This is a genomic window from Microbacterium sp. 1262 (assembly GCF_040544895.1).
GTDB lineage: Bacteria > Actinomycetota > Actinomycetes > Actinomycetales > Microbacteriaceae > Microbacterium > Microbacterium plantarum.
In genome coordinates, this window is record NZ_JBEPKU010000001.1 from 1,565,302 (window position 1) to 1,590,225 (window position 24,924).

Sequence of the window (24,924 nt, forward strand, 5' to 3'; positions counted from 1 at the left end):
CTTGACAGGCATCAGCCCGCGACCCAGGAACCTCCGACGGCGACCCATGCGCCGGCGAGCATGAAAGGACCGAACGGGATCCGCGTGCGTCGGTCGCCGCGGCGCACGGCGATCATGACGACGGCGACGAGACCCCCGGATACGAAACCGAGCGCCGTTGCGACGAGCGGCGCTTGCCAGCCGTGCGGCCCGGTGAGAAGCCCGATCGCCGCCGCGAGCTTCACGTCTCCCCCGCCCATCCCACCGCCGGCGCGATGCAGGAGGTAGTACAGGACGAACAACGCCGCGCCACCGACAGCCGCCCCACCGAGCGGACGCATCGAAGCGTGCTCGATCGCCGCGAGCGTGGCGAGGCCCGCGGCTGTCCCGGCGAGTCCGAAGACGAGGCGGTTCGGAAGCCGGTGCGTCGCGATGTCGACCGCCGCCAGCGCGACACTCAGCACGGCACAGGCAGCCACGACCACGAGCGTCGCCATCGAGACCGCCGTCACGCGTCGAGGACCTCGAGCATCACCCGGACGACGCCGTCGGATCCGATCGATTCGGCGCGGCGGATCGCTTGCTTCAACGGGAGGACATAACCGCCGCGCCCTGCATCTGGAAAGATCGAGGTCTGCCACGTCGAACCACCGATCGTCGCCCGCACCCGCACGGACCCGAACCCCCGCGGCATCCGCGGGATCTCTCGGATGTCGGCGCTGGGCTCTGCCGGGACGGCCGCGAAGTACCAATCCTGGGTACGAGCCTCCCAACGGAAGACCTCCGCATCGAACTCCATTCTCACGCGATCAGCGTAGGCCGTACCTCGACCCGAGCGCCGGGGGTCTCCACAGGTGCTCGGCTAGGGCTGAATCAGGACCGGCGTCCCGGCCGGCAGCTGAGCCAGCCGGTCGACCGCGGGCCCGTCGAGGTAGATGCAGCCGAAGGATGTATCGCCCTCGCGCGCCCGGTAGTAGTGGAAGGCCGTCACAGCGACGTCTCCCCCGTCGAAGCCCGCCATCACGGGCGATTGGACCCCGAGGTAGACCATGGGATGCCCCTGGGTGTACCGGAACTCCGGCACGACCGTCGTCCACATGACGAAGGTCCGTCCGGTCGGTGTCGGTGTCGACGGCTTTCCCCACGCGAACTGGTCCGACACGCGTTCGCGTCCGGCGGCGCTGACGATGTCGATCGTGTTCCCCGCGAGGTGCACCTCGACGTACTGCGGGGTCGTGGTCAGCTCCACGTCGGCGACGCGCAGCCACCCGACGGTCTGCCCGCCGTTGCCCTCGGGCGGCACCCCCTGCCGACCCGGCAGGAGCACCTTGACCCAGTCGGCCTGGGCCTCGACGACGGGCACGGTCGTGCCGCCGTAGTGGTGGTCGCGAGGAAGGTGCCCGACCGGTTGCCCGGTGGGGTCGGCGAACACGGGCGCGCCCGCACCCAGCGGTCGCGCGAGCGATGAGGTCACCGGTCCCATCGGATCGTCGTCGACGGGCACCGCCGGGTTGACCGAGCGCACGTCGATCAACGGGAGAGCGGTGATGTCGTAAGCGATGTCGTTGCGGGCGTAGGGTGCCGGCCCAGCATCCGTCGCCTGCGCCACGGGCGTGGATGACGGAGCGTCACTGAGGGCGGCAGCGGCCGGCGGCTCAGCTGTGGCGGCCGCGAGGTCGCGAAGCGGGGCAAGCGCCCAGTACCCCGAGACGGCCAGGACTCCGACCGCGACGACGGCCACGAGGGCTGCGGGATGCGGTCGCCGAGTCATACGCCCATGCTCGGTCGCACACGGCGATGACGCAAGAGCGGGCCGCGGGTCACCAGTGCGGGTGGATGTCTGCTCGCAGGAGCTCGTCGTAGACGTCGACGACCGCATCGGCGAACGCCGTCACATCGGTGCCATCGTCGAGCAGATCCGCCGCGGCCGCGTTGGCGCGCGCCTGCTCTGTCGTCCGGGCTCCGGGGATGACGCTCGTGACGCCCGGGCGCGAGGCGATCCACGCCAGCGTCGCCGCCGGCAGGGTGATGCCTGCGGGAAGAGCGGCCGCGAGCCGGCGCGCAGCCGTCAGGCCGGTCTCGAAGTCCACCCCCGAGAACGTCTCGCCGCGGTCGAAGGCCTCGCCGTGCCGGTTGTACGAACGGTGATCGTCGGCCGCGAACTCGGTCTGCTCGGTGTAGCGACCGCTCAGCAGACCCGACGCCAGGGGGACGCGCGCGAAGATCGCGACGTCGGCGGCCTGGGCCGCGGGAAGCACCTCGTCGAGCGGCTTCAACCGGAAGGGATTGAGGATGATCTGGATGTTCGTGACGTTCGGCCGCGCGATCGCCGCGAGCGCCTGCGCCGTGGTCTCGACCGAGACGCCGTAGGCCGCGATCGCTCCGTCTGCGACCAGTTCGTCGAGGGCGTCGTAGGTCGCGTCCGACTCGATGACCGCCGACGGCGGGCAATGCAGCTGCACGAGGTCGAGCGTGTCGACACCCAGGTTGCGCCGCGATCGGTCGGTCCAGGCGCGGAAGTTCTCGCGCGTGTAGTTCTCGGGAACCTGCGCTTCGCGGCGCCCCATCTTGGTCGCGACGGTGATGCCGTGCCGCGGACGGCCGGCGAGGAATCGGCCGATGGTCGTCTCACTGCGGCCATCGCCGTAGACGTCGGCGGTGTCGAAGAGCGTGACGCCGGCATCGGCGGAGGCCGCGAGGACGGCCAGAGCCTGGTCGTCGTCGACCTCGCCCCAGTCGGCGCCGAGCTGCCAGGTGCCGAGGCCGATGGCCGAGACGGAACGGGAGGTCGAAGCGAGGCTGCGCTGCTGCATGGCTACAGCGTAGGCGCAGGGCCGGACACCTCGGTCCGGCCCTGCGCTCCGCGGATCGTCGTCAGGCGCCGTGCGCCGCCTTCGCCTTCCCGCCGTTCTTCTTCGTGGGGGCGTCCGAGGTCTCCGCGTTGACCGGCGCAGCCGGGAGGGCGGCATCCGCAGCCGCGACGGCCGCCGCGCGGGTGGTGCGCACCGCGGCGAACGACGTGCCGTAGTACGCGGCCTCCATGAGCGTCTTCATGTCATCGATCATCGGCATCCGCGGGTTCGCCGGTGCGCACTGATCCTCGTACGCAGCCATCGCGAGACTGTGCAGGTTGTCGAGGAAGCGGGCTTCGTCGACGCCCTGCGCCTGGAACGAGCGCTCGATGCCGACGCGGTCGCGCAGCTCCTCCACCGCGCGGGCGTAGCTCTCGACACCTTCCTCCGGCGTGGCAGCCGGAAGCCCGAGGTGCTGCGCGATCTGCTGGAAGCGCTCGGGAGCGATGTACCGCTCGTACTTGGGCCAGCTCGTGAGCTTCGTCGGCACCGTGCCGTTGTACCGGATCACGTGCGGCAGGTAGACCGCGTTGGTCCGCCCGTGCACGAGCTTGTACGTCGCGCCGGTGACGTGAGCCATCGCGTGCACGATCCCGAGGAAGGCGTTGCCGAAAGCCATCCCCGCGATGGATGCCGCGTTGTGCATCTTCTCGCGAGCCTTGCGGTCGGCGCTGTCGGTCGAGCCCGGCTGAGCCTTCGTGCTGCGCTCGATGTTCTCGAAGATGAGCTTGATCGCGTGCAGGCAGAGCCCGTCGGTGTAGTCGTTGGCGTACACCGACACGTACGCCTCGGTCGCGTGCGTCAGCGCGTCGAAGCCGGCATCCGCCACGAGGAACCCCGGGAGCACCCGCGTCAGCTCGGGATCGATGATGGCGACGGACGGCGTGAGCGCGTAGTCGGCCAGGGGGTACTTCATCCCGGTGGCGTCGTCGGTGATGACGGCGAAGGGAGTCATCTCCGAGCCCGTCCCCGACGTGGTGGGAACGCAGACGAGCTTGGCCTTCTTGCCCATCTCGGGGAACGTGAACGCACGCTTGCGGACATCGAAGAACTTCTCGCGCATGTCGGAGAACTCGATCTCGGGGTTCTCGTACAGCAGCCACATGACCTTCGCGGCGTCCATGGGCGATCCGCCGCCGAGCGCGATGATCGTGTCGGGCTGGAACTGGCGCAGCTGTTCCGCCCCGGCCACGACCTCCGACACCTTCGGCTCGGGGCGCACCTGATTCAGCAGCTGCACCTGGACCCGGTTCTCGCGACGGTTCAGGACATCGGTGATGCGGTCGACGTAGCCGAGCGAGGTCATGGTCTCGTCGGTGATGATGCTGACGCGTTCGACTCCCCGCATGTCGGCGAGGTAGCGGATCGCGTGCGGCTCGAAGTACGTCTTCGCCGGGATCTTGAACCACTGCAGGTTGTTGTTGCGTCGTCCGACGCGCTTGACGTTCACGAGGTTCACCGCCGAGACGTTGTTGGAGACGGAGTTGTGACCGTACGAGCCGCAGCCGAGGGTCAGCGAAGGCAGAAAGGCGTTGTAGATGTCGCCGATGCCGCCAAGGGCCGACGGCGAATTCTCGATGATGCGGACCGCCTTGACGACCTCCGCGAAGCGGGCGATCACGTCCGCATCGTTGGAGTGGATGGCGCCGGAGTGACCGAGCCCGTCGAACGCCACCATCTGCCGCGAGAGCTCGATGCCCTCATCCGGAGTCGAGGCACGGAGAACGGCGAGGACCGGGGCGAGCTTCTCGCGCGTGAGCGGCTCGTGCGGGCCGACGCCGGAGACCTCGGCGAGGAGGATCGAGGTGTCGGCGGGCACGGTGAAGCCCGCCTGCTCGGCGATCCACACCGGCGACTGGCCGACGACCCGCGCGTTGAGCTTCGCGTCGGCGCAGTTCACGCTGTCGGCTGTCACCCCGAAGATGAACGCCTCGAGCATCGCCTTCTCCCCCGTCGTCACCCGGTAGGCGTGCAGGCGGGCGAACTCGTCCAGCGCCTCCTCGGCGACGGGCTCGTCGAGGATGACCGCCTGCTCGCTCGCGCAGACCATGCCCATGTCGAACGACTTCGACAGCACGATGTCGTTGACGGCGCGACCGACGTCGGCGGTGCGTTCGATGAAAGCGGGCACGTTGCCGGCGCCGACGCCGAGGGCGGGCTTGCCGCACGAGTAGGCGGCGCGGACCATGGCGTTGCCGCCGGTGGCGAGGATGAGGGCGACGCCCGGGTGGTTCATCAGTTCGCCGGATGCCTCCATCGACGGCTCTTCGATCCACTGGATGCAGTCGGCGGGCGCGCCGGCCGCCACCGCGGCCTCGCGCACGATGCGGGCAGCTTCGGACGAGCAGCGCTGTGCGGACGGGTGGAATCCGAAGACGATCGGGTTGCGGGTCTTGAGCGCGATGAGCGACTTGAAGATGGCGGTCGAGGTCGGGTTGGTGACCGGGGTCAACGCACAGATCACCCCGACGGGGTCTGCGATCTCGGTGATCCCCGTCAGCTCGTCGTGCGCGATGACGCCGACGGTTCTCTGGTCGATGATCGAGTGCGTCACGTGCTCGCACGCGAACATGTTCTTCACGGCCTTGTCTTCGAACAGGCCGCGGCCGGTCTCTTCGACGGCCATGACGGCCAGCTCACCGTGATGGTGCAGCGCCGCGACCGATGCCTTGCGGACGATGTGGTCGATCTGTTCCTGGGTGAAGTGCGCGTACTCGTCGAGGGCACGCTGTGCCCGGGTGACGAGGGCGTCGACGGCGATGGACATCGTGAGCCTTCCCGGCGCGGACGGTCGCCGCGTCTGTGTCCGAATCCGGGATGGAGGGACCTCGACCCCGTGATCACAGCGTGCGCCATGTGGTCTGACCACAGCGTCCACGCGGGCCGGAACAAATCAGAACCGCGACTTTTCCCGATCCGACACCAGTCCGTCACGGACACCGCGGAGCAGACTGACCCCGTGGCGCAACTCCCGGTGTACTTCTTCTCCTCGACCTCGAACCTCATCCGCCGCTTCGCGAGCAACCTCCACGCCACCGACGGCCGCCCCGTGCGCGACCTCTCCGAGCGGACCATTCGTTCGAGCGAGGCACCGGGACCCTGGATCCTGCTGACGCCTTCGTACAAGGCGGGGAACGACGCTCACGCGACCCTGCCGGCGGCGGTTCGCGCCTTCCTGCGCTCCCCCGCGAACCGCCGGCGCCTCGTCGGGATCATCGGCTCCGGCAACCGCAACTTCGGCGACCACTACCAGGCGGCGGCACGCGAGCTCGCTCGGGTGTCGGGACGTCCGGTGGTGTTCGAGTTCGAGCTGGCGGGCACCCCGGAGGATGTCGCGGAGTGCGCTCGCATCTTGACGGCTTTCGATGCGCGCTTCGGGAACGCTCCCGAGGCGCACGATCGATGAGTCGTATTGCGTCTTTCGGTGACGTTGCACGACGCGTCGCCCCACAAGCGTCCGAAATCGCGTAGCATTCGAGAGTCGGTGCGTCACGGCGCGCCTCTCCGTCGGTTCACTCCGACGTGCACTTCGTTTCATTCCGCCGTCGATCTCATGCACCCGGGCCGTGCTCTCGGCCCCGCGACCGCACCTATCTGGACAGGTCGCCCACACCGGCGAGTGTCTGCTCGCCCCCACACACTCCGCGGCGGCCCCGCCGCAGCGGTATCCGGATCATCACAGCGGTGGTCCCAGAACACAGAAGGAAAATGACGACATGGCCACTGGCACCGTCAAATGGTTCAACTCGGAGAAGGGGTTCGGCTTCATCGCTCCGGACGACGGCACCGCGGACGTGTTCGCGCACTTCAGCGCCATCGCCGGCACTGGACACCGCAACCTGTTCGAGAACCAGAAGGTTGAGTTCGACGTGGAGCAGGGCCAGAAGGGCCTGCAGGCGACGAACATCCGCGCTCTCTGAGCGTTCGACGCAGTGAAGGGGCCGGTCCGAAAGGGCCGGCCCCTTCCGCGTGCCTAGCGGGCGCCGCTGCCCGCGGGCAGATCGACGCGGCGCGCGACGTTCGCGGTGACGGACTCGAGTGGTCCCCGGCCACGGCTGAGCGCCCACATCGTGCATCCGGCGAGAAGGACCACCACGCATCCGATCCAGAAGCATCCGCTGACGGCAGGATCGCCATCCCACGACGAGAGATCGGGGGCGAGCCCGAGCGGGGAGATCAGGACCGCGAACGAGACGACGTGGGCTGTGTAGGCCGTCAGCGGCATGGAGCCGACTGCCGCGACAGGCACGAGCAGCGCACGGAGCGGACGCGCGAGGAGCAGGCAGGCGCCGACGACGGCGAGCGCGAAGCCGCCGGACCCGATGATCTCCCACGTCCCTCCCGAGTGCGGCGCCACGCCCCACGCCTGAGACAACGCGGCTCCCAGATCGACCTCGCTCAACCGTTCCAGATAGCCGCGCCCGTCGGGACCCATCGACGAGGACGATGCCACCAGCGAGGACGCTCCCGATGATGACAGCGCGGATGCCGACGACGAGACGCTCCCCCACCCCGAGAGCCACCCGCGGACCGTTCCGTTGAACGCGTCGCCCAGGCCGTAGCCGAAGGCGGCGAGCCCGACTCCCGACCCGAACAGCACCGCCGCGGTCCGCCGCCGGTCGAGTCGCAGCCTCCCGAGCGCCATCCCGGCGAGAACCAGGGGCAGCCACACGGTCAGCGGATACGAGCCGCTGATGAGGAAGTCGACCGCGGTGCCGCCGATCCCCTGCGGGATGCCGGCGCCCGAGAGCGTCATCGCACGCAGGAGCGCGACGACGGTCGGCCCCGCGACGGCGATCGCGGCCGCGGTGAGCGCGAGGGTACGGCGACGGAGACCCAGGAACGGGATGAGGATCAGGAAGAGGATGCCGTAGATGGGCAGAATGACGGCGATCCCGCTCCCGAGCATCTCCAGCGCCAGGCCGAGGGCGAGAACGACGAGGGCGCGGCCGGCCATGCGCAGACGCGCGGACCGCAGCGCCTCTCCCCGGGGGAGCTGCTCACGCCCGGTCGCAAGCGCGACGGAAATGCCCGCGACGACGGCGAAGAGGATGGACGACCGCCCCTGGACGATCGCGGCGAGGTCGGGCCCGTCGGGCCCCGCGACCATCCACGAGATCCCGACGTGCGCGCCGATCATGCCGAAGATCGCGAGGCCCCGGGCGACGTCGATGCCCATGAGCCGGGGCGGGCGGCCGAAGTAGCGCCACCGGTTGCCGACGGAACGGCGGACGGGCTCAGCGGATCGAACGGTCGGAGTGGACGGCAGGGACACGACAGGCTCTCCTCGGCGATGGGCCGGACGACGACACGGGCGCGTGCGGCACGTGCCGCGCACCCGGTCGACGGTAGGTCTCGGCCCTGTGCGCGGATTAAGCGCGCGGGCGGCATCCGCCGGTCAGGCGGCGTTCGACGGGATGCGGATCCCGAAGCGCGTACCCGTGCTCGAGCTGGCCACCGACACGTCGTAGCCCGAGGCTGTCGCCAGCGCCTGCACGATCGCGAGACCGAGTCCGACCGTCGTCCGCTCGCGCGTCTGCGTCCGGCTGCCTGCCTGGGTGAAGCGATCGAAGATGGTCGGTAGTGCCTCGGGATCGATTCCCGGCCCGTCGTCCTGGACGACCAGTTCAACGGAAGTCGCCGTCGTCTCGAGAGAGACGGTCACACTGGTTCCGTCCGGAGTGTGGTGCCCCGCATTGGCGACGAGGTTCAGCAGCATCTGACGGATCGCCCCCTCGTCCCCGACCACGGAGACATCTTCGTCCGGCAAGGCGATGCGCCAGATGTGCCCGGGATATGCGAACCGCGCGTCGGATGCGGTCTCCGCGACGATCATCGACAGCTCGACGTCATCGTGCGCGACCACCGGGTCGGCGTCGAGACGCGCGAGCAACAGCAGGTCGTCGATCAGCGTGCTCATCCGCGACGCCTCCGACCCGATGCGCTGAAGCGCGCCCTGCGTCTCGAGGGGGTCGGCGTCGGCATCGGGATGGGCGTAGAAGTCGGCGTAGCCTCGGATCGAGGCGAGGGGGTTGCGCAGCTCGTGGCTCGCCTCGGCGATGAAGCGACGCATCGATTCCTCGGCGCGGTGACGCGCGTTGAGCGAGAGCTCGACGTGGTCGAGCAGGCGATTGAGCGCGTCCGCGACGCGGTCGGTCTCCGACCCCAGATGCCGCACGTCACGGGGAACGCGGCGCTGCGGGGCGATCTCGCCGGATGAGAGCGGGGTGGCCGCCACTTCGTCGGCGATCTCGGCGACCCGTTCGAGGGGGTCGAGCTGCTGCCGGGTCCACCGCCAGCCGAACACCGCAGCGAACGCGGCGATCGCGATTCCGACGACCGCGAGCCAGAGGGCGTAGGTGCGAACGACCGTGTCGGTGTCGGTGAGGCCCACACCGCTGACGACGGTGAGCTCCTGCCCGTCTGCCGCCGCGACCTCGGAGGTCGTCACGAGGTACCCGCCGTCGTCGGCCACGTCGATCGTCGTGGTGAACCCGCTTTCCGCCATCCCGTCCCGAACGTGCGTAAGCTCGCGCTCGGTCATCGGGCGGTAGGTGTAGTCACGGGTGAAGAAGGCCGAGACCGCGACGCGGTCGCCCTCGACGACGAAGAAGAACCCGTCGGAGGGAACCGCCAGTGACACGTCGTCGAACGTCGGAACGCTTCCGGTCGCATCCACGACCGAGAGAGTCTGCCCGATGGCGGTGTCGTTCGCCAGGTACAGCGTCGACTCAGCCTGGGTGACGAGATTCTGCCGGAGGATGGCTACGGAGACGACGCCGAAGACGGTGACGGCCGCGAGAAGCAGGCCCGACATCATCGCGACCGAGCGGCCGCGCAGCGTGCGCAGGCCTCCCGGTCGCGCCGACCTCACGACGATGCCGGCACCGTTGGTGCCGCGCGGAGGATGTAGCCGACCCGCCGCAGCGTGTGGATCATCGGCTCACGCCCGTGATCGATCTTCTTGCGCAGATACGAGATATAGATCTCCACGATGTTCGACTCCCGTCCGAAGTCATACTCCCAGACACGATCGAGGATCTGCTCCTTGCTGAGGACGCGATCGGCGTTGAGCATCAGGAAACGCAGCAGCGAGAACTCCGTCGCGGTGAGCCGGATCTGCTCCCCCGCGCGCGTGACCTCGTGGTTGTCTTCGTTCAGTCGCAGGTCGCCGACCTCGAGCATCGGGGTCGGTGCACCCTGCATGAGCATGGGGCTGCGTCGCAGCAGCCCGCGCAGACGCACCACCACCTCTTCGACGCTGAACGGCTTGGCGACGTAGTCATCGCCGCCGGCGGCGATGCCGGTGATGCGATTGGCCACGGTGCCGTTGGCGGTGAGGAAGAGGACCATGGTCTCGCTCAGCTCGCTGCGGAGCGTGCGCAGCACCTCGACCCCGTCGATGTCGGGCAGCACGACATCGAGGACCATGAGATGCGGCCTCATGCGACGCGCGGTCTCGATCGCGCTCGCGCCGGTCGCAGCGACCTCCACCTGCCAGCCCTGCCGTGACAGCACCGCCCCGAGCAGATGGCGGAGGTTCGGCTCGTCATCGACGACGAGCACGCGGATCGCGGGATCGGACAGCGGAGACGACGAGAGCGACATGGCTTCATGGTCGCGCGTGAGAATATGCGCCCGTTAAGAAAACCCGAGACGAGTCTCAGGCGAGCACGAGGTTGACCTCGGGGTGGCCGGCGAACACGTCCAGCACCAGGTCGAAGTAGGTCTTCCCCGCGCCCCGGTCCAGTTCGTCGAGCGCCGCGCGCGCGGGCCGTGCCGCGTAGGTGTCGGGGCGCTCGAGCTTTGCGGCGAGGTAGGCCCGGGTGAGCGGGATGCCCAGCGCCTGTCGCGAGATCGCCGAATCCGCCCACACGACGCGAGCGGACGAAGCGTGCGCGAGGACGCCGAACCCGCCGTAGAGCAGATCGTCGAGGGCGTCCAGGCTCTCCCCGAGAGTCCACTCCTCGTCGGGCATGAAGACACGGTTCAGCTCCGCGTAGAGCGACGGGATGTCGCGGACGCGCGCGCCCTCGATCCGCAGGTCGACGGCGGCGGACGGCGGGCGATTCACATGCCGAGGCTAGCCGCCGCGACGATGACGAGCGCGCGCGGCACCGCCGAGAGACAGCGTCGCAGGAGACGCGTGACGTTCGTGATCACGACGGGGATGCTCGTTGGAGCCACGATGACCGCCGCCCCGCTGGTCGCTGCAGCGGCCCTGGCAGAACTGATCCGGAACGGGGACTTCTCGACGGGTCACGAACCCTGGTGGTCGGTCGGTGTCGACGGCTTCGACACCGCAACCGGCGCCTTCTGCGCCGGCGTGCCCGACACCGAGAACCCCTGGGATGTGCTCATCGGCCAGAGCGACCTCGCGCTGGCCGATGGGGCCACCTACACGCTGACGGCGAGAGTTCGCGCCGATGCGCCCGGCACGCTCATCACTCAGGTGGCGCCGAAGGTCCCGGATACCGCCTACACGACGTACCTCGCCGAGAGCACGCCACTCGCCGACACCTGGCAGCAGATCAGCGCGGAGTTCACGGCACACGACCTGGGCCAGGGCACCGTGTCCGAGCTGCAGTTCCGCCTCGGCGCGAACGGCGCCACGCGATTCTGCGTCGATGACGTGAGCCTCGTCGCCCGCGACGCCGCGACTCCCCCGGTCACCCCGATCGGCGACGACGAGCTGCTCGCGAACCCGACACTGGACGAGAGCACGAACCCGTGGTGGACGAGCGGCCCCGTGGCGCTGTCGAACCCCGCCCAGCGGATGTGTGCGACGGTGACCGAGCGATCTGTCGAACTCGGCACCGAACCCCAGTCGTACGACCTGCCGTTCACCACGTCGCCGGCCGGCGACTATCACCTCGGGCAGGTGCAGTTCCGCCTCGGCGCGGTCGCAGCCGACACGGAGGTCTGTTTCGACGAGATCTCCCTCCAGGGAACCGCCTACTCCTACACCGCCGACCCCGGACCGGCCGTCAAGGTCAACCAGGTCGGGTATTCGACCCGGGGCCCCAAGCTCGCGACCGTCGTGTCCGATGCCAGCGCACCGTTGCCGTGGACCCTCGAAGCGCCGGACGGTACTGCCCTCGCCACGGGCGAGTCTCAGCCGGCAGGCTTCGACGCCTCCGCAGGGGCTTCCGTTCACACGATCGACTTCAGCGACGTCACCGAGGAAGCGGTCGATGTGAGGCTCCGCGTCGGCACGGACGTCAGCCATCCCTTCACGATCTCCGCCGACGTCTTCCGATCGCTGCGCGCGGATTCGATGCGGTTCTTCTACACGCCGGTGGCAGCATCGCTGTGCACCCGCTCGCCAACGACGTCGCCGGCGATGCCGACATCCCGCTCGATGCGGCGTCGCTCGCCCTCCTCGACGCGGCGGGCGTGCCGACCACCTCCGTCGTCACCGACGGACAGGGTCGATACGAGCTGAACGGGGACGTCGTGTCGTTCATCGCGGATGCCGGGTTCGAGGGAACGGCGGCCCCGGTGAGGTACCGGGTGGCGGATGCGCGTGGCACCGAGGTGACCGCGACCATCACGGCCACGGTGACGGCACAAGCCGGTGAACAGCCCGACGAGCCGGGCTCGGCGGGCTCGGCCTCTGCGGGCGCGGCGCGCAGCGTCCTCGCGAGCTCGGGCATGGACCCGCTGCCACTGTGGATGCTGGTCGGCGCGGGCGCGGCGCTGATGGCGGCCGGCGTCTCGTTGCTGCGTCGGCGACGGCTCGGCTGAGTTCGGGCGGGCCGCTCGGGACACGCTTCCGAGCGGCCCCCGTCGTCCGTGTTAGCTTTCGAGAACCGCGACCAACAGCCGGAACGAGATATGACCGGCACTCCCCCCACCCGAAGGGCACCCCGGGTGACGCTGCGGGAGGTCGCGGAGCGTGCGGGCGTCTCGCGCTCGGCCGTCTCGTTCGTGATGAACGGTCGCACCGACCAGCGCCTGTCCGACGACATGTTCGAACGCGTCCGTCGCGCCGCGGACGAGCTCGGCTACCGCCCCAACATCACCGCGCAGACCCTGCGCACCGGCCGCTCCGGCACGGTCGCGCTGGTCTCCGACTTCGTCAGCAGCACCTCGTTCGCCAACTCGATGGTCCGCGGTGCGATGCAGGAGCTACGCGAGCGCGACACCCTCCTGTTCACCGTCGACACGCAGGGCGATGCGGAACTCGAGGAGCAGCTGCTCCAAAGCCTCCTGGGCCGCGACATCGACGGTGTGATCTACGCGTCGATGTTCACGCGGACCATCGCGCTTCCGCGGGCACTCGAAGGCGTCCCGACGGTCCTGTTGAATTGCGTGACGGCAGACGGGTCGATCGACGCGGTCGTGCCCGACGAGCTCGCGGCAGGGCGTGACGCCGCGCGGATGCTGCTCGATCACGGTCACCGTGACGACATCTGGTTCGTCGGAGCGCTGCCGGCAGGCTCGAGAGGCGGGGCCGCCTGGCCGGAGTGGGACCCCATCGCTCTGGCCGAGCGTCGCGCGGGCATCGACGCGGTGCTCGCCGCGGCGGGAACGAGCCTCGCCGGCGTCACCGCAATCGACGACGACTGGGACGTCGCGAACGGGCGCCGGGCGGTGTCGCGGATGCTCGCGGAGCCCCGGGTCAGGCCGACCGCGCTCGTGTGCGCAAACGACGCGCTCGCCGTCGGCGCCTATCAGGCGCTCCATCATGCCGGGCTCGGTGTCCCCACCGACGTGTCGGTGATCGGCTTCGACGGCAGCCCCTACGCCCGCGCCGTCGAGCCCGAGCTCACGTCGATCGCGCTCCCGCACATCGAACTCGGGCGGCGAGCGGCGGCGATGCTCGCTGCCCCCGGCGATTCGCCGCGCCTCGAACGCGTGCCGATGCCGATCCGAGCGGGCGGGTCGGTCGGGGTCGCACCCTCCCGGTAGCGGCTCAGCGCCCTAGCGCAGCGGCAGGGCAAGCGGGGCGCCGTCGCGTCAGCGGAAGCCGCCCGGCGCGAAGAGGTCGGGGCGTTCGGCCTTCAGATGTGCCAGGAGCTGTCCGTAGCCCGTCATGGCCGAGGTCGCCGTGAAGGCCGTCCGCCGGCCGCGCTTCGCGAGAACCCCGCTGTAACGATGAGCCACGTGCGGGCGCAGCCGGGTGATGTCCGCCAGCTCGACCCGGATCGGCGGCATGAAGCCCCGCGAGACGAAGACCACCTGCGGGGCGACCTCGAGCCGCATCCGACTCATCCCGTGCGCCAGCCACAGGAGCGCCGCGCCGATGAGCAGAGCGCCCAGCCCGACGATCCGCCTTGCGGGCGAGTCATCCGGACGGGTGAGCGGACCGACGAGATTGATGACGCCGATGATCGCCATCATGCAACCCCCGACGCGCACCATGATCCGCCGCCAGCGCTGCGTCGATACGACGAAGAGCACCGTGGCGCGTTCTTGACGCCACGCCGCAGCGACGTCGGACGATCGCGCCAGTACGGCGCTCGCGCCCGCGATCGCCAGCATGACGACAGCGACCGCGAAGCCGACCACGGAGAACAGAGCGTCCATGGGCGACGGGCCTCTCGTCGGGATCGGGCGACCCTCGACGGTATCGCATCAGCCGATCCGCTCGACGCGGACGTCGTCGATATTGAGCCAGTTACCGCCGGCAGCCTCGGTGTAGAACCCGAACTCGAGAGTTCCGTTCGAGACCGGCACCTCCAGAGACACCCGCTTCCAGTCGTTCGGACTCACCGGCAGCGCTGCCTGGCGCTCCGGCACGCCGGAGTTCTTCGCGTACAGATAGGCGGAGGTCTGGCCGCCGCTGTTGAGCGTCCACGCGGAGACCCGGTAGAGCCCCGACGGCAGCCCGCCGAGCGCCTGATAGGCCGACGCGGTGTAGGGCGTCGACTTCCAGAACGTGAGCTTGAGCGCACCGACGACCGCCGGGTCCTGAGTGAAGACCGCGTTGGCGTGGGCGCCTCCCGGCGACCACACACCCCAGCCGGTCGGATCGTTCGTGTAACCGTCCTGCTCGAAGCCGCCGTTGACGACGAGGTTCGGCGGCGGCGCCTCCCCGAACACGTCGAGTGTCGTCAGGGCCGCGCCGCTCCAGTCGAACAGCGTCTGGTTGTCCCAGGGGTTGGAGAGGACACCCGGGTCATCGTTGTCGATCTTTCCCGCCTCGGTCCCCCAGTTCGCGCCCGGGACGGGAAGCCAGCCCGGCTCCCACCAGATGAGTCCGCGCCCGCGCCCGTCAGGCACAGCACGGACGATGTCGCGGAGGTCTCGCAGAAACGCCGTCTGGCCCGCGACGGTCGCCGGATACCCACCGGTCGCCGCCTCGGCGGTGTAGAACGAGTTGCCGAGGCCGTCGGCGTCGCCGAGAGTCCACCCGTAAGCGGTCTCGACGATGAGGACGTCCTTGCCGTATCGCGCACTGATGTCGTTGAGATTGGCCGCGAGCTGGCCCATGGTCCCGTGCCAGAACGGGTAATACGACAGCCCGATGATGTCGAACGGAACACCCTGCGCTGTGATCGCGTCGAACCACCAGCGGTAGAGGGCGTTGTCGCCGCCGTGGTCCAGGTGCAGGACGATCTCGATGTCCTCCCCCGCTCGAACCGCCGCGTCGACCCCCGCGATCCCCGCTTTCAGCAGGCCCGCGAGCTGAGTGAAGTCCGAGACGCCGTTGCCGACCCGACCGTGATCCCACAGGATGCCGCCGGGTATCTCGTTGCCCATCTGCACCATGTCGGGCACCACCCCGGCCGCTCGCATCGCGTCGATGACGTCCTCGGTGTACGCGCGAACGGTCGACACCAGCTGCGGATAGGACAGCCCGCGCCACGCCTTCGGCACGGTCTGCGTTCCCGGGTCGGCCCACCAGTCGCTGAGGTGGAAGTCGAGCAGGACGTCCATCCCCGCGGCCTTCGCGCGCTGCGCCGTCGCGATGGTCGTCGCGAGGTCGTTGGTGCCACCGCCGTATGGTTCGCCGGCAGCCGTGTAGGGGTCGACCCACAGACGGAGCCGAGCGAGGTTCATGCCGGCATCGCCCATGATGTCGATCGGATCGCCCACGACTCCGCCCCGGGAGAACGTCCCGCCACGCGTTTCGACCTCGTGGATCATCCCGAGGTCACCGCCCATCACGAAGTCGTCCGGATCGAAAGCCGCGCTCGCGGTGGTCGCCGGAAGGAACGCCGCGACCAGGACGGCTGCGGCCGCGGTGGCAAGCGCCGTCGCTCGCCGCCGTGCTCGGTTCGTCATCTGTGTTCCTCTCTCGTGACTGTGGGCCGACCGGAGGTCGCCCCGAGTGCGCTCAGTGACGCGAGAACGCGCCCCCGCTCATCGAACAGCGTCTGGTTCGCCCAGCCGTTGCCGGGCTCGGCCACGTCGTTTCCGTAGTCCATCCCCGCCGCCGACGCCCAGGAGGTTCCGGGCACGGGCAACCAGGCGGGCTCCCAGTACACGATCCCGAGTCCCCGACCACCGGGCACTCCCCGCACGACCCCCGCGAGGTCGTCGAGATACCCGGCCTGACCCTCGACGGAGGCCGGGTAGATCGCCGCAGGCGAGCTCGCGTCGAACATCGAGGTCCCGCCGGGGTTGTCGGGCCGGTACGCGTACGCCGTCTCGACGACGATGAGGTCCTTCTCGTAACGCTCGACGAGCTGGTGGAGGTTGTCGCGCAGGTCGTCCAGCGACCCGTGCCACAGCGGGTAGTACGACAGTCCGACGGCATCGAAGTCGACGCCTCTCATGGTGATCTCGTCGAACCACCGGCGATAGAGATCGGCAGCACCTCCGGCGTCGAGGTGAAGGACGATGCGCGAACGGGAATCGGCCGCGCGCACCGCACTCGACCCCGCCTGCAGCAGTCGGGCGAGACGGTCGTACTGCTCGGACGCCTCATCCGGCGACACCTCCTCGAAGGCACGGCTCTCGAGGTCGTACCGCGGCGTGCGGCCGTGCGGCCACAGCATCCCGTTCGTCGTCTCGTTGCCGACCTGCACCCATTCCGGGCTGCCCGCGCTCGACTGCACGGCGGTGATGACCTCCGCCGTGTGCGCGGCGACGGCATCGCAGACACCGTCGAGGTCGAGGCCCTCCCAAGACCTCGGCAGCGACTGCTTCTTCGGATCGGCCCAGAAGTCGCTGTAGTGCAGGTCGATCATCAGGTCGAGTCCGGCTGCCCGCGCGCGCTCGGCCAAGCGCAGCGTCGTCGCGAGGTCGTTCGTGCCGCCTTGGTACGGCCGTCCTGCGCTGTCGGTCGGGTCGACCCAGACCCGCAGGCGCGCGAGGTTCACGCCGTGGTCGGCCAGGATGCGAAAGAGGTCCCTCGTGCCCGCGGCATCCGAGAAGCTGCCGCCCAGCGCCTCGACCTCCGCGGTCATCGACACGTCGGCCCCGCGAATCGGTAGTGATGTCGTCGTCATTCCTTGTCTCCTCCTTGCGCTAGCCCCGCGACCAGGTATCGCTGGAGCACCATGTAGAGCACCGTGATCGGCACCGCGACGAGGATGGCCCCCGCCGCGAACGTTGTGAAGTCGTTCCGCGTCTGGTCGGAGATCAGCTGGAACAGCCCGATCGCGACGGTGTAGTTCTGCGGGCTGCTGATCAGAAGACGCGGGAGGATGAAGTCCATCCACGGCACCGCGAATTGGGTGACCGCGACGAAGGTCAGCATCGGCGTCATCAACGGCAGCAGAATGCGCGTGAAGATCTGCAGATGCGAGGCCCCGTCGATCACGGCCGCCTCGTCGAGGCTGGTGGAGATGCCGTCGAGGTATCCCTTGAGCAACCAGATGTTGTACGGCACCGCCGCCGCCACGCTCGCGATCACGAGACCGGTGAGACTGTCGAGCAGGCCGAAGTTCAGATAGAGGATGTAGATCGCGATCGCGGTCATGAACGTCGGGAAGATCTGGATCACCAGCATCACGAGCAGTCCCAGGCGCCGCCCCGCGAAGCGCAGCCGAGCGAACACATAGGCGGCGATCGCCGACAGCAGCACGCTGATCACCATGTTCGACACCGCGACGAAGAGCGAGTTGCCGTACCAGGTGGCGAACGGCGTCTCAGCGAACAGCCTGATGTAGTTGGCGAGAGTCGGATCGGCCGGGATGGCCGACGCCTGCGCGAGTGAGCGCCCCGAGCCGAAGGAAGAACCGACGATCCAGGCCAGCGGGTAGAGGACGATGATCGCGACGATCAGCAGCTCGACATGGATCAGGACGGTGAGAAATCGGTTCCGAGTTCTATGCATCGGTGAACGCCTTCGAACGACGCAGGCTCCAGATCGAGAAGCTGCCGACGATGACGAAGATCAGGATCGACATCACCGAGGCGATGTCGTACAGACCGTTGTCGAGCGTGAGCTTGTAGAGCCAGGTGATGAGGATGTCGGTACCACCGGCGTACCGGTAGTCGGGATTCGCAGGGCCACCTTGGGTGAGGAAGTAGATGACCCCGAAGTTGTTGAAGTTCGCCACGAACGACAGGACGATCAACGGTGCCGTGGCTCGCAGGACGATGGGCAGCGTGAGGTAGCGCACCTGTTGCACCGCCGACGCGCCATCGATGCGCGCGGCCTCGTAGTAGCTCGGCGAGATGTTCGTCAGGGCACCGCTGATGAGAGCCATGAAGTAGGGGAAGCCCAGCCACAGGTTCACCAGAAGCGCGATGAGCCGCGCGAGCCAGGGGTTCGCCGGATCGGTCAACCACATCACCCGCTCGGGCGTGATGCCGAGGTCGACGAGCGCCTGACTGATGGGCCCGAACTGACCGTTGAACATCGAGCGGAAGACGAGAGCCGAGATCATGGCGGGCACCGCCCACGGCAGGAAGAAGATGCTCCGCCACAGGCGCGGCAGGCGTACGCGCCTGCTGGAGACGAAGACGGCCTGCAGAAAACCGAGCGCGTACGTCGTGGTCGTCGCCAGCGCCGCCCACAGCACCGTCCATCCGAGCACGCCGAAGAACGTCGCGCCCCAGGCGCCGGCTCCCAGCAGCTGCCGGAAGTTGGCGAGGCCGACCCAGTCGACCAGCTGCATCGGCGGCAGGTTGTCGCTGCTGTAGTCGGTGAATGCGATGAGGATGCCGAAGACCACCGGCAGGGCGGTGACGAACAACAGCAGGATCAGGGTGGGTGCGAGCACGAGGTAGGGGAACGCCGTCTGCCGAGCGGCGCGCACCCACTCCCCGACGGTCAGCCGCTCTCCGCTCGTGATGAGTCGGCGCCGCGTCCGTGCTGCGTCGCGCACGGCCCAGACGGTGGTCGCCGCCATGAGCCCGAGGACGAGGACCGCGATGATGCCGTTGATCATGAGGACGATCGAGTGGTCGCCCGGCGACAGCCCCGCGACCGTCATCGTGCGCGGTTGCGTGCCGAGGGTGACGAGACCCCACAGACCGCGGACGAAGAACCCGCCGTGGGTGCGCGGCGTGTAACCCGAGAGGTCGGCGTAGTGGCCGGTGAGCAGCTCAGCGATCACCGCACCGGCGCCGACGACACCGAGTGCCAGACCCTTGCCCCACTCCCGGTTGAGGAACTGCCCGAGACCGGGCACCAGCGCGGAGGCGAGCCCGAGCGTCCAGGGCGCCACGGGGTCCGCTCCGCGTCGGTGCGGGCTCACTCCCCCAGCCCGGTCAGGTCGGCGTAGCCGGCGACCGCCTGCTGCTGCGCTGTCGCCGGATCGAGGACGCCGTCCCACACGCCCGCGACGAGGTTGTTGCCGACCGTCCAGAGCGCGTCGCTCACGTCCGCGACGAGGTCGGAGCGCTCGGCCTGAGCGAGCACCCCGTTCGCGTGCGGATCGTCGGCGAGTCCGGGGATGGCTTGGGCGTTGAGCCTCGTCAGCGCCGGGATGCCGCCCGTCGTTCGATAGAGCGCAGCGGCCGCCTCGTCCGACGCGAGGAAGGCCGCGAACACACGCGCGGCGCCGGGATACTCGGAGTAGCCCGAGACGACCCCCACTCCCAGACCCGCGAGCGTCGCTGCGTCGCCTCCCCCTTGGGCCGACGGGAGGGTCGTCACGCCGTATTCGAAGCCGTTCTCCGCCGCCGCCGCGGTGAAGTCGCCGATCGACCAGGGCCCCGTGATCGCATAGGGCGTCTGGCCCTTCGCGAACTCCATCTCGATGGAGTCCCAGGTGGCGTCCGCCGAGTTGACCGGCCAGAGGTCGCGCAGCGCGCCGTAGTATTCGAGGCCGGCAGCGAGAGCCGGCGCATCGAGACCGGGATCGCCCTTATCGGTGCCGAGATGCCACCCGAGCGAGCTGAGCACCGGGTACGCGTAGTAGAGCTGCCCGCTCAGCCAACGAATGGTCCACCGGTTCTCCCGGGGGTCATTGTAGGTCGCGGCGAGCTCGCGGATCTGCTCCCAGGTCGTCGCCGGTTCGGTCGAACCCGTGAGCTGCTGCAGGAGGGTCTTGTTGTAGAACAGCGCGATCGACTCGGTCGACACCGGCACGCCGTACAACTCGCCGTCGCGGCTGACGACGCCCGCGAACGCGTCACCGACCCGCGAGGCGATCTCGTCCGCGTACTCGCCCAGCGGCGCAGCCACCCCGGACTCGATCGCGTTCGCCAGGTCGGTGAAGTTCGTGAAGTAGACGTCGGCGCCCGTGCCCGCCTCACCGTCGAGCGCCATCTTCGAGACAGCATCCACCTTCGACACCGTCGTCACCTCGACGCGGATGCCGGGATGCGCGGCGGCGAAGGCCTCGACCAGCGCCTCGCCGTACTCGGGGTATTCGACCCAGACCTTCAGCGGCACCTCTCCGCTGGCGATCTCCGGCTCGATCTCATACGCGCCCGCCTCGGCGTCCCAGGTCAGCGACGTCTGCTCGACCGAGGGCGCGCTCGAGCATCCCGCGCTCACCGCGACGGCGAGGATGATCGCTGTACCCACCGTTGCGCGGGTGATGGCTGCTGTGTTTCGAATGGTCATGCGAACTCCCTCGTTGCCGTGACTGTGACCGGTCCCAGTCAACTGGCGCGATCCATCTGAGTCCATGACGGTAGTGGCAGGATCGCTGCTCCGACGCCCCTCTCCCCCTGGGGAGGAATCGGCGGTGATCCCGGTCCCCCGGCTCAGTCCAGCGGCGTGACGACCTTGTTCTGATACGCCCAGACGACCGCCTGCAGGCGCGAACGCACCCCGAGCTTCGTCAGGATGCGCACCAGGTGCGACTTGACGGTGCTGACCTCGACCGTCAACGCCTCGGCGATCTCGTCGTTCGACATTCCCTGCGCCAGCAGCTCGAGAATCTCGCGCTCGCGCGGCGTGAGGTGGTCGGCGGCCTCGGTGGCCGTCGACACCCGCTGCAATGCACGTCGGCGTGAGAACTCCCGCAGCACTCGCCGCGTGACGGCCTGATCGAGGGTGCCGTTGCCCGCGGCGACGTTTCGCACCGCTCGGACGATCTCTTCGGGCTCGGCGTCTTTCAGAAGGAAGCCCGACGCCCCGGCCTCCAGCGCCTCGAACACGTACTCGTCGATGTCGAAGGTCGTGAGGATCAGCACCGGGACGGCGGGTTCGTCTTCTCCCCGACCGGCAAGCGCTCGCGCCACCTCGATACCGCTGAGGCCCGGCATCCGGACGTCGAGGCAGGCGACATCGGGCTGCAGCGACGTCGCCGATTCGAGCGCTTGCAAGCCGTCGGATGCCGTCGCGACCACCTCGATGTCATCTTCAGCCGCGAGTAGCGCGGCGACCCCCGCCCGCACCAGGGGCTGATCGTCGGCGATGAGCACGCGGATCACGAGCTCGCTCCCGGGGCGCCGAGCGCCTCGGCCGGCACCGTGAGCCGGACACGCCAACCACCGCCGGCCTCCGGTCCCGCGTCCAGCGTGCCGCCCACCAGGCCGGCCCGTTCGCGCATCCCGAGCAGTCCGAATCCCTCGCGAGCCGTGCTGGCGGACGGCGCCGCGAGGGCAGGTGGGACACCCGCGTCACGCACGGTCGCGACGAAGACGCCGGGCCGAGTGCCGTCGAGGCGGACCTCGCACGGCGCCCCGGGAGCATGCCGAGCGGCGTTGGCGAGCGCTTCCTGCACCATCCGGTACACCACGAGTTGACCGAGCGGACCGACCTGTGCAGTGCCTCGATCGATCGAGAACTCGACCGCGCGGCCCGTGGCCCGGGCAGCGTCGACCAGAGCGGCAACGGTCTCGATCGTCTCGACCGTGTCGCGCCCGTCACCGTCGCGGCGAAGCAGTCCGACGAGCTGGCGGAGGTCGTCGAGCAGCACGCGGCTCTGTTCGCGCACCTGCCGGACGGCCACCCGAGCAGCTTCCGGATCTGTGGTGATCTGGCGCTCGATGACCCCCGACATCAGCGCGATGCTCGATACGTGATGGGCGGCGATGTCATGCAGTTCGCGCGCCATCGCGGTGCGTTCGCGGGCGACCGCGGCGTCCACGACCGCGGCCCGTTCACGGCGAACCGCCTCGCTCTCGCCCTGCTCGGCACGACGGGCGTCGCGACGAGCTGCCACCGCGAGCACCCCCGCGGCCGGCAGAGCGACGATGGCGACGGCTTGCAGCAGCGCCGCGCCTACCGCGGCCGGCACGGTCACCGCGCTCGACCCGAGGATGTCGGCGGCCTGTCCGCCCGCGACGAGGAGGCCGGCCACCGGCAGCACGACCCGGAGGGTCGGCACCGTCACGACCGGCGTGGCGCGCAGAACGGCGACCAGCACGGCGGCATCGGCGAGGCTGCCGAGTCCCGTCGGTGTGGTGATCCCGATGAGCAGCGCTCCGGCCGACGTGCCGAGCAGCACCGCGACGGGAGCAGAGCGCGCGAAGCACAGCGCGGCCGCCTGCACGGTGAGGACGGCGGCGAAAACCCACCACGAGGCTGACCCGAGGCTCGGCGTCGCGTGATCTGCGAACAGCTCGGGCGCAGCCGCCAGCGCGAGCAGCGTCACCGCGCCGGTGCCGAGCGCCACGACGACATCCGTGACGCTCGGCGCACGCCGCATCCGACTCATGCCGCTATCTTTGCGGCTTCCGGCGCGCGATGCCCCATCACGGGCGAACCCGCCGGAAGTCCGAGACGCCCGCGGGTGAGCGCGATCGTGACAACCGCGGCCACTGCCGCACCGATCAGGAGCACGTGCTGCAACTGGTCACCGCCCACGGTCGGGAACATCTCCGCCCAGAACACCGTGACGGTGTTGTTCAGGCTCACATGGAAGAGCATCACGATCGGCAGGCTCTGTCCGGAACGGTTGAACAGCCACATGATCACGACGTTGAACAGCGCACTGAAGGCGACGAACTCCACGACATTCAGCCATGTCACGTCCGGCCATGATCCCCACTCGGTGAGGAACAGCGGCAGGTGCCAGATGCCCCACAGCGGCCCAAGGATCGCCGCGGCGCCGAGCGGACCGAAGCGCTCCTGCAGCGGCGGTAGGGCGAAGTCGCGCCAGCCCGGTTCTTCGGCCAACCCCGTCGTCAGCATCTGCAGCAGGAGTGCGGGCACGTACAGCGCGACCGCGATGAGGCTGGGCGCCTGCGCCTGCCCGCCGGATGCGACGAATCCGAGCGACAGCACGGCCAGCGGCACCGCGAGCAGCGCGACGGCGTACCACCGCGGCGCGACGCGCCACCGCAGCAGCCGGCCGACCCAGACACGCAGTCCCGCGCGTCCGCCCGTCACCGCGGTCACGACGAACGCCGCACCGAGCGGCCCGAGGTACGCGCCGAAGAGCATCCCGGTGAACTGCGAGGTGCCGAAGATCTGCGGGAACGCGTAATTCCAGACGCCGAGACCGTCGTTCGAGAGGATCCACGGGGTCCAGGCCACCCAGCTGAGACCCAGCGCGAGCACGAAGAACGATACGAGGGGCCGCCGGCGGATGATGCCGGTGACGCTCCTCTCGGAGGTGGAGCCGACGTGAATGGTGGCCATGAGGGTTTCCTTCCGGTCGTCGTCGGACCCCGAGGAACGGGGTCGTCGTCGACTGTAGGAAGGAGGCGGCGTGCGGCTCGACGTTCGAACGGCGGCAATCCGCGATCTCCATCGAAAGGTGGAGGACCAATCGCGCCGACCTCCGCGCCACTGGCACAGTGGGGGTATGAGCACGACGCAGAGCATCATCATCGACGAGCGAGCGCTTCAGGCCGCGCTCGACGAGGAACCGTTCTCGGGGATCGTCCGCGTCGACTCCGGCGATGTGTCCGTGTGGCGCAGCGCGCACGGGATGGCCGACCGGGCGAGCGAGACGCCCGTCTCCGAGAGCACCCGCTTCGCGATCGCGTCAGGGAGCAAGGCCTTCACGGCACTCGCCATCATGCGACTCGTCGAGGACGGTCGGCTCGCGCTCGACACTGCCGTTCGAGGCGTGCTCGGCGACGACCTGCCACTCATCGACGACGCGGTCACCGTCGAGCAGCTCCTCGGCCACACCTCGGGAATCGGCGACTACATCGACGAGGACGACGACCTCGATGTATCGGAGTTCTACCTCGGAGTGCCCGCGCACACGCTCACGACCGCGGAGGCGTTCCTGCCCCTGCTCGACGGCATCCCGCCGAAGGCCGCTCCCGGCGAGACCTTCGCCTACTGCAACAGCGGCTACGTCGTGCTCGCGATCGTCCTCGAACGGGTCACGGGCCGCGTCTTCCACGAGGTGGTGCACGACCTCGTCCTCGTCCCGGCCGGCCTCGTCGACACCGGCTTCCCCCGCACCGACGAGCTCGACGGGAATCATGCCCGCGGATACGTCTTCGACGACGGACTGCGCGTCAACACGCTGCACCTGCCCGTCCGCGCCAATGGCGACGGCGGCGCCTCCACGACGGCCGCCGACGTTCACCGGTTCTGGCGCGCGTTCTTCGCCGGACGCATCGTCTCGCCCGAAACCGTGGCGCTGATGACCGCCCCGCGTTCCTTCGTCGAAGACGAGGAGATGCGGTACGGTCTCGGTTTCTGGCTCAACGAGACCGGACCAGGTGTCGTCCTCGAAGGGTGCGACGTCGGCTCGTCGTTCCGGTCCGTTCATCACCCGCCGACCGCGACCACCGCGACTGTGATGAGCAACACGGCAGACGGAGCCTGGCCCGTCGCGCGCGTACTGGCCGATGCGATGGCGCAGCTCGACGAGCGGTAGGCCGG

General features: G+C 69.2%; 23 protein-coding genes and 1 pseudogene. 6 read left to right on the top strand and 18 right to left on the bottom strand.

Features of this window, described 5'->3' with window-relative positions:
* Window positions 1–11: 11 nt before the first annotated feature.
* The 5 genes from ABIC53_RS07475 to adhE form a co-directional block, all read right to left on the bottom strand.
* Window positions 12–491 carry a prepilin peptidase gene (locus tag ABIC53_RS07475; protein ID WP_354450914.1) on the bottom strand — a complete coding sequence of 160 codons (480 nt, stop codon included), beginning with the start codon at window positions 489–491 and terminating at the stop codon, window positions 12–14.
* Window positions 488–778: a DUF1905 domain-containing protein gene (locus tag ABIC53_RS07480; protein WP_337994948.1), complete on the bottom strand. Its 291-nt coding sequence runs from the start codon at window positions 776–778 to the stop codon at window positions 488–490. Before ABIC53_RS07480 ends, ABIC53_RS07475 begins: the two co-directional genes overlap by 4 nt.
* Before the next feature lie 63 nt (window positions 779–841).
* Window positions 842–1,750 carry a L,D-transpeptidase gene (locus ABIC53_RS07485; protein ID WP_354450916.1) on the bottom strand — a complete coding sequence of 303 codons (909 nt, stop codon included), beginning with the start codon at window positions 1,748–1,750 and terminating at the stop codon, window positions 842–844.
* 49 nt (window positions 1,751–1,799) lie between these two features.
* Window positions 1,800–2,792 carry an aldo/keto reductase gene (locus ABIC53_RS07490; RefSeq protein ID WP_354450918.1) on the bottom strand — a complete coding sequence of 331 codons (993 nt, stop codon included), beginning with the start codon at window positions 2,790–2,792 and terminating at the stop codon, window positions 1,800–1,802.
* A 61-nt stretch (window positions 2,793–2,853) separates the two neighbouring features.
* Window positions 2,854–5,598, bottom strand: coding sequence for a bifunctional acetaldehyde-CoA/alcohol dehydrogenase (gene adhE, locus ABIC53_RS07495; protein ID WP_354450920.1), 2,745 nt, complete (start codon window positions 5,596–5,598; stop codon window positions 2,854–2,856).
* A gap of 192 nt (window positions 5,599–5,790) precedes the next feature.
* On the opposite strand from adhE, the gene nrdI reads away from it, so the two are divergent.
* Entirely contained in the window at window positions 5,791–6,237 is a 447-nt protein-coding gene (gene nrdI, locus ABIC53_RS07500; protein ID WP_274177612.1) for a class Ib ribonucleoside-diphosphate reductase assembly flavoprotein NrdI, read from the top strand.
* 310 nt (window positions 6,238–6,547) lie between these two features.
* Window positions 6,548–6,751 (top strand): cold-shock protein, encoded by a 204-nt coding sequence (locus ABIC53_RS07505; protein WP_023951622.1) that lies wholly within the window; start codon window positions 6,548–6,550, stop codon window positions 6,749–6,751.
* Window positions 6,752–6,804: 53 nt separating this feature from the next.
* Here ABIC53_RS07505 and ABIC53_RS07510 read toward each other — a convergent pair whose 3' ends face one another.
* From ABIC53_RS07510 to ABIC53_RS07525, 4 genes are all read right to left on the bottom strand, one after another.
* Complete coding sequence (locus ABIC53_RS07510) at window positions 6,805–8,106, bottom strand: heparan-alpha-glucosaminide N-acetyltransferase domain-containing protein (protein WP_354450923.1); 1,302 nt, start codon at window positions 8,104–8,106, stop codon at window positions 6,805–6,807.
* A gap of 123 nt (window positions 8,107–8,229) precedes the next feature.
* Complete coding sequence (locus tag ABIC53_RS07515) at window positions 8,230–9,705, bottom strand: sensor histidine kinase (protein ID WP_354450925.1); 1,476 nt, start codon at window positions 9,703–9,705, stop codon at window positions 8,230–8,232.
* Window positions 9,702–10,439, bottom strand: a complete 738-nt coding sequence (locus tag ABIC53_RS07520) for a response regulator transcription factor (RefSeq protein WP_323987476.1) — start codon at window positions 10,437–10,439, stop codon at window positions 9,702–9,704. Before ABIC53_RS07520 ends, ABIC53_RS07515 begins: the two co-directional genes overlap by 4 nt.
* Window positions 10,440–10,494: 55 nt before the next feature.
* Window positions 10,495–10,905: a barstar family protein gene (locus ABIC53_RS07525; RefSeq protein ID WP_354450927.1), complete on the bottom strand. Its 411-nt coding sequence runs from the start codon at window positions 10,903–10,905 to the stop codon at window positions 10,495–10,497.
* 114 nt (window positions 10,906–11,019) lie between these two features.
* Here ABIC53_RS07525 and ABIC53_RS07530 point away from each other — a divergent pair.
* The 3 genes and pseudogenes from ABIC53_RS07530 to ABIC53_RS07540 form a co-directional block, all read left to right on the top strand.
* Window positions 11,020–12,033 (top strand): annotated as a pseudogene (locus ABIC53_RS07530) (cellulase N-terminal Ig-like domain-containing protein); the annotation flags it as partial.
* A gap of 110 nt (window positions 12,034–12,143) precedes the next feature.
* Window positions 12,144–12,578, top strand: a complete 435-nt coding sequence (locus ABIC53_RS07535; protein WP_502915516.1) for an Ig-like domain-containing protein — start codon at window positions 12,144–12,146, stop codon at window positions 12,576–12,578.
* Window positions 12,579–12,704: 126 nt separating this feature from the next.
* Window positions 12,705–13,745 carry a LacI family DNA-binding transcriptional regulator gene (locus ABIC53_RS07540; RefSeq protein ID WP_354450931.1) on the top strand — a complete coding sequence of 347 codons (1,041 nt, stop codon included), beginning with the start codon at window positions 12,705–12,707 and terminating at the stop codon, window positions 13,743–13,745.
* A gap of 48 nt (window positions 13,746–13,793) precedes the next feature.
* Here ABIC53_RS07540 and ABIC53_RS07545 read toward each other — a convergent pair whose 3' ends face one another.
* The 9 genes from ABIC53_RS07545 to ABIC53_RS07585 form a co-directional block, all read right to left on the bottom strand.
* The gene (locus ABIC53_RS07545; protein WP_274177606.1) at window positions 13,794–14,363 is read right to left on the bottom strand and encodes a hypothetical protein; all 570 of its coding nucleotides are present in this window, start codon (window positions 14,361–14,363) and stop codon (window positions 13,794–13,796) included.
* A 48-nt stretch (window positions 14,364–14,411) separates the two neighbouring features.
* Window positions 14,412–16,064, bottom strand: coding sequence for a glycoside hydrolase family 53 protein (locus ABIC53_RS07550; RefSeq protein ID WP_274177605.1), 1,653 nt, complete (start codon window positions 16,062–16,064; stop codon window positions 14,412–14,414).
* A complete protein-coding gene (locus tag ABIC53_RS07555; RefSeq protein ID WP_274177604.1) occupies window positions 16,061–17,233 on the bottom strand; it encodes a glycoside hydrolase family 53 protein in 1,173 nt (390 codons plus the stop codon). The genes ABIC53_RS07550 and ABIC53_RS07555 overlap by 4 nt, the downstream gene beginning before the upstream one ends.
* Window positions 17,230–18,063, bottom strand: a complete 834-nt coding sequence (locus ABIC53_RS07560; RefSeq protein ID WP_282502354.1) for a sugar ABC transporter permease — start codon at window positions 18,061–18,063, stop codon at window positions 17,230–17,232. Before ABIC53_RS07560 ends, ABIC53_RS07555 begins: the two co-directional genes overlap by 4 nt.
* Entirely contained in the window at window positions 18,056–19,402 is a 1,347-nt protein-coding gene (locus ABIC53_RS07565) for a carbohydrate ABC transporter permease (RefSeq protein WP_282502353.1), read from the bottom strand. Before ABIC53_RS07565 ends, ABIC53_RS07560 begins: the two co-directional genes overlap by 8 nt.
* Before the next feature lie 26 nt (window positions 19,403–19,428).
* On the bottom strand, window positions 19,429–20,748 hold the full coding sequence (locus tag ABIC53_RS07570; protein ID WP_274177601.1) for an extracellular solute-binding protein: 1,320 nt from the start codon (window positions 20,746–20,748) through the stop codon (window positions 19,429–19,431).
* A 143-nt stretch (window positions 20,749–20,891) separates the two neighbouring features.
* Entirely contained in the window at window positions 20,892–21,563 is a 672-nt protein-coding gene (locus ABIC53_RS07575) for a response regulator (RefSeq protein WP_274177600.1), read from the bottom strand.
* Window positions 21,560–22,792, bottom strand: a complete 1,233-nt coding sequence (locus ABIC53_RS07580) for a sensor histidine kinase (RefSeq protein ID WP_354450935.1) — start codon at window positions 22,790–22,792, stop codon at window positions 21,560–21,562. Before ABIC53_RS07580 ends, ABIC53_RS07575 begins: the two co-directional genes overlap by 4 nt.
* The gene (locus tag ABIC53_RS07585) at window positions 22,789–23,718 is read right to left on the bottom strand and encodes a CPBP family intramembrane glutamic endopeptidase (RefSeq protein WP_274177598.1); all 930 of its coding nucleotides are present in this window, start codon (window positions 23,716–23,718) and stop codon (window positions 22,789–22,791) included. The genes ABIC53_RS07580 and ABIC53_RS07585 overlap by 4 nt, the downstream gene beginning before the upstream one ends.
* A 166-nt stretch (window positions 23,719–23,884) precedes the next feature.
* Between ABIC53_RS07585 and ABIC53_RS07590 the strand changes: the two genes are divergently transcribed.
* Window positions 23,885–24,919: a serine hydrolase domain-containing protein gene (locus ABIC53_RS07590; protein ID WP_274177597.1), complete on the top strand. Its 1,035-nt coding sequence runs from the start codon at window positions 23,885–23,887 to the stop codon at window positions 24,917–24,919.
* The last annotated feature ends 5 nt before the right edge of the window (window positions 24,920–24,924 follow it).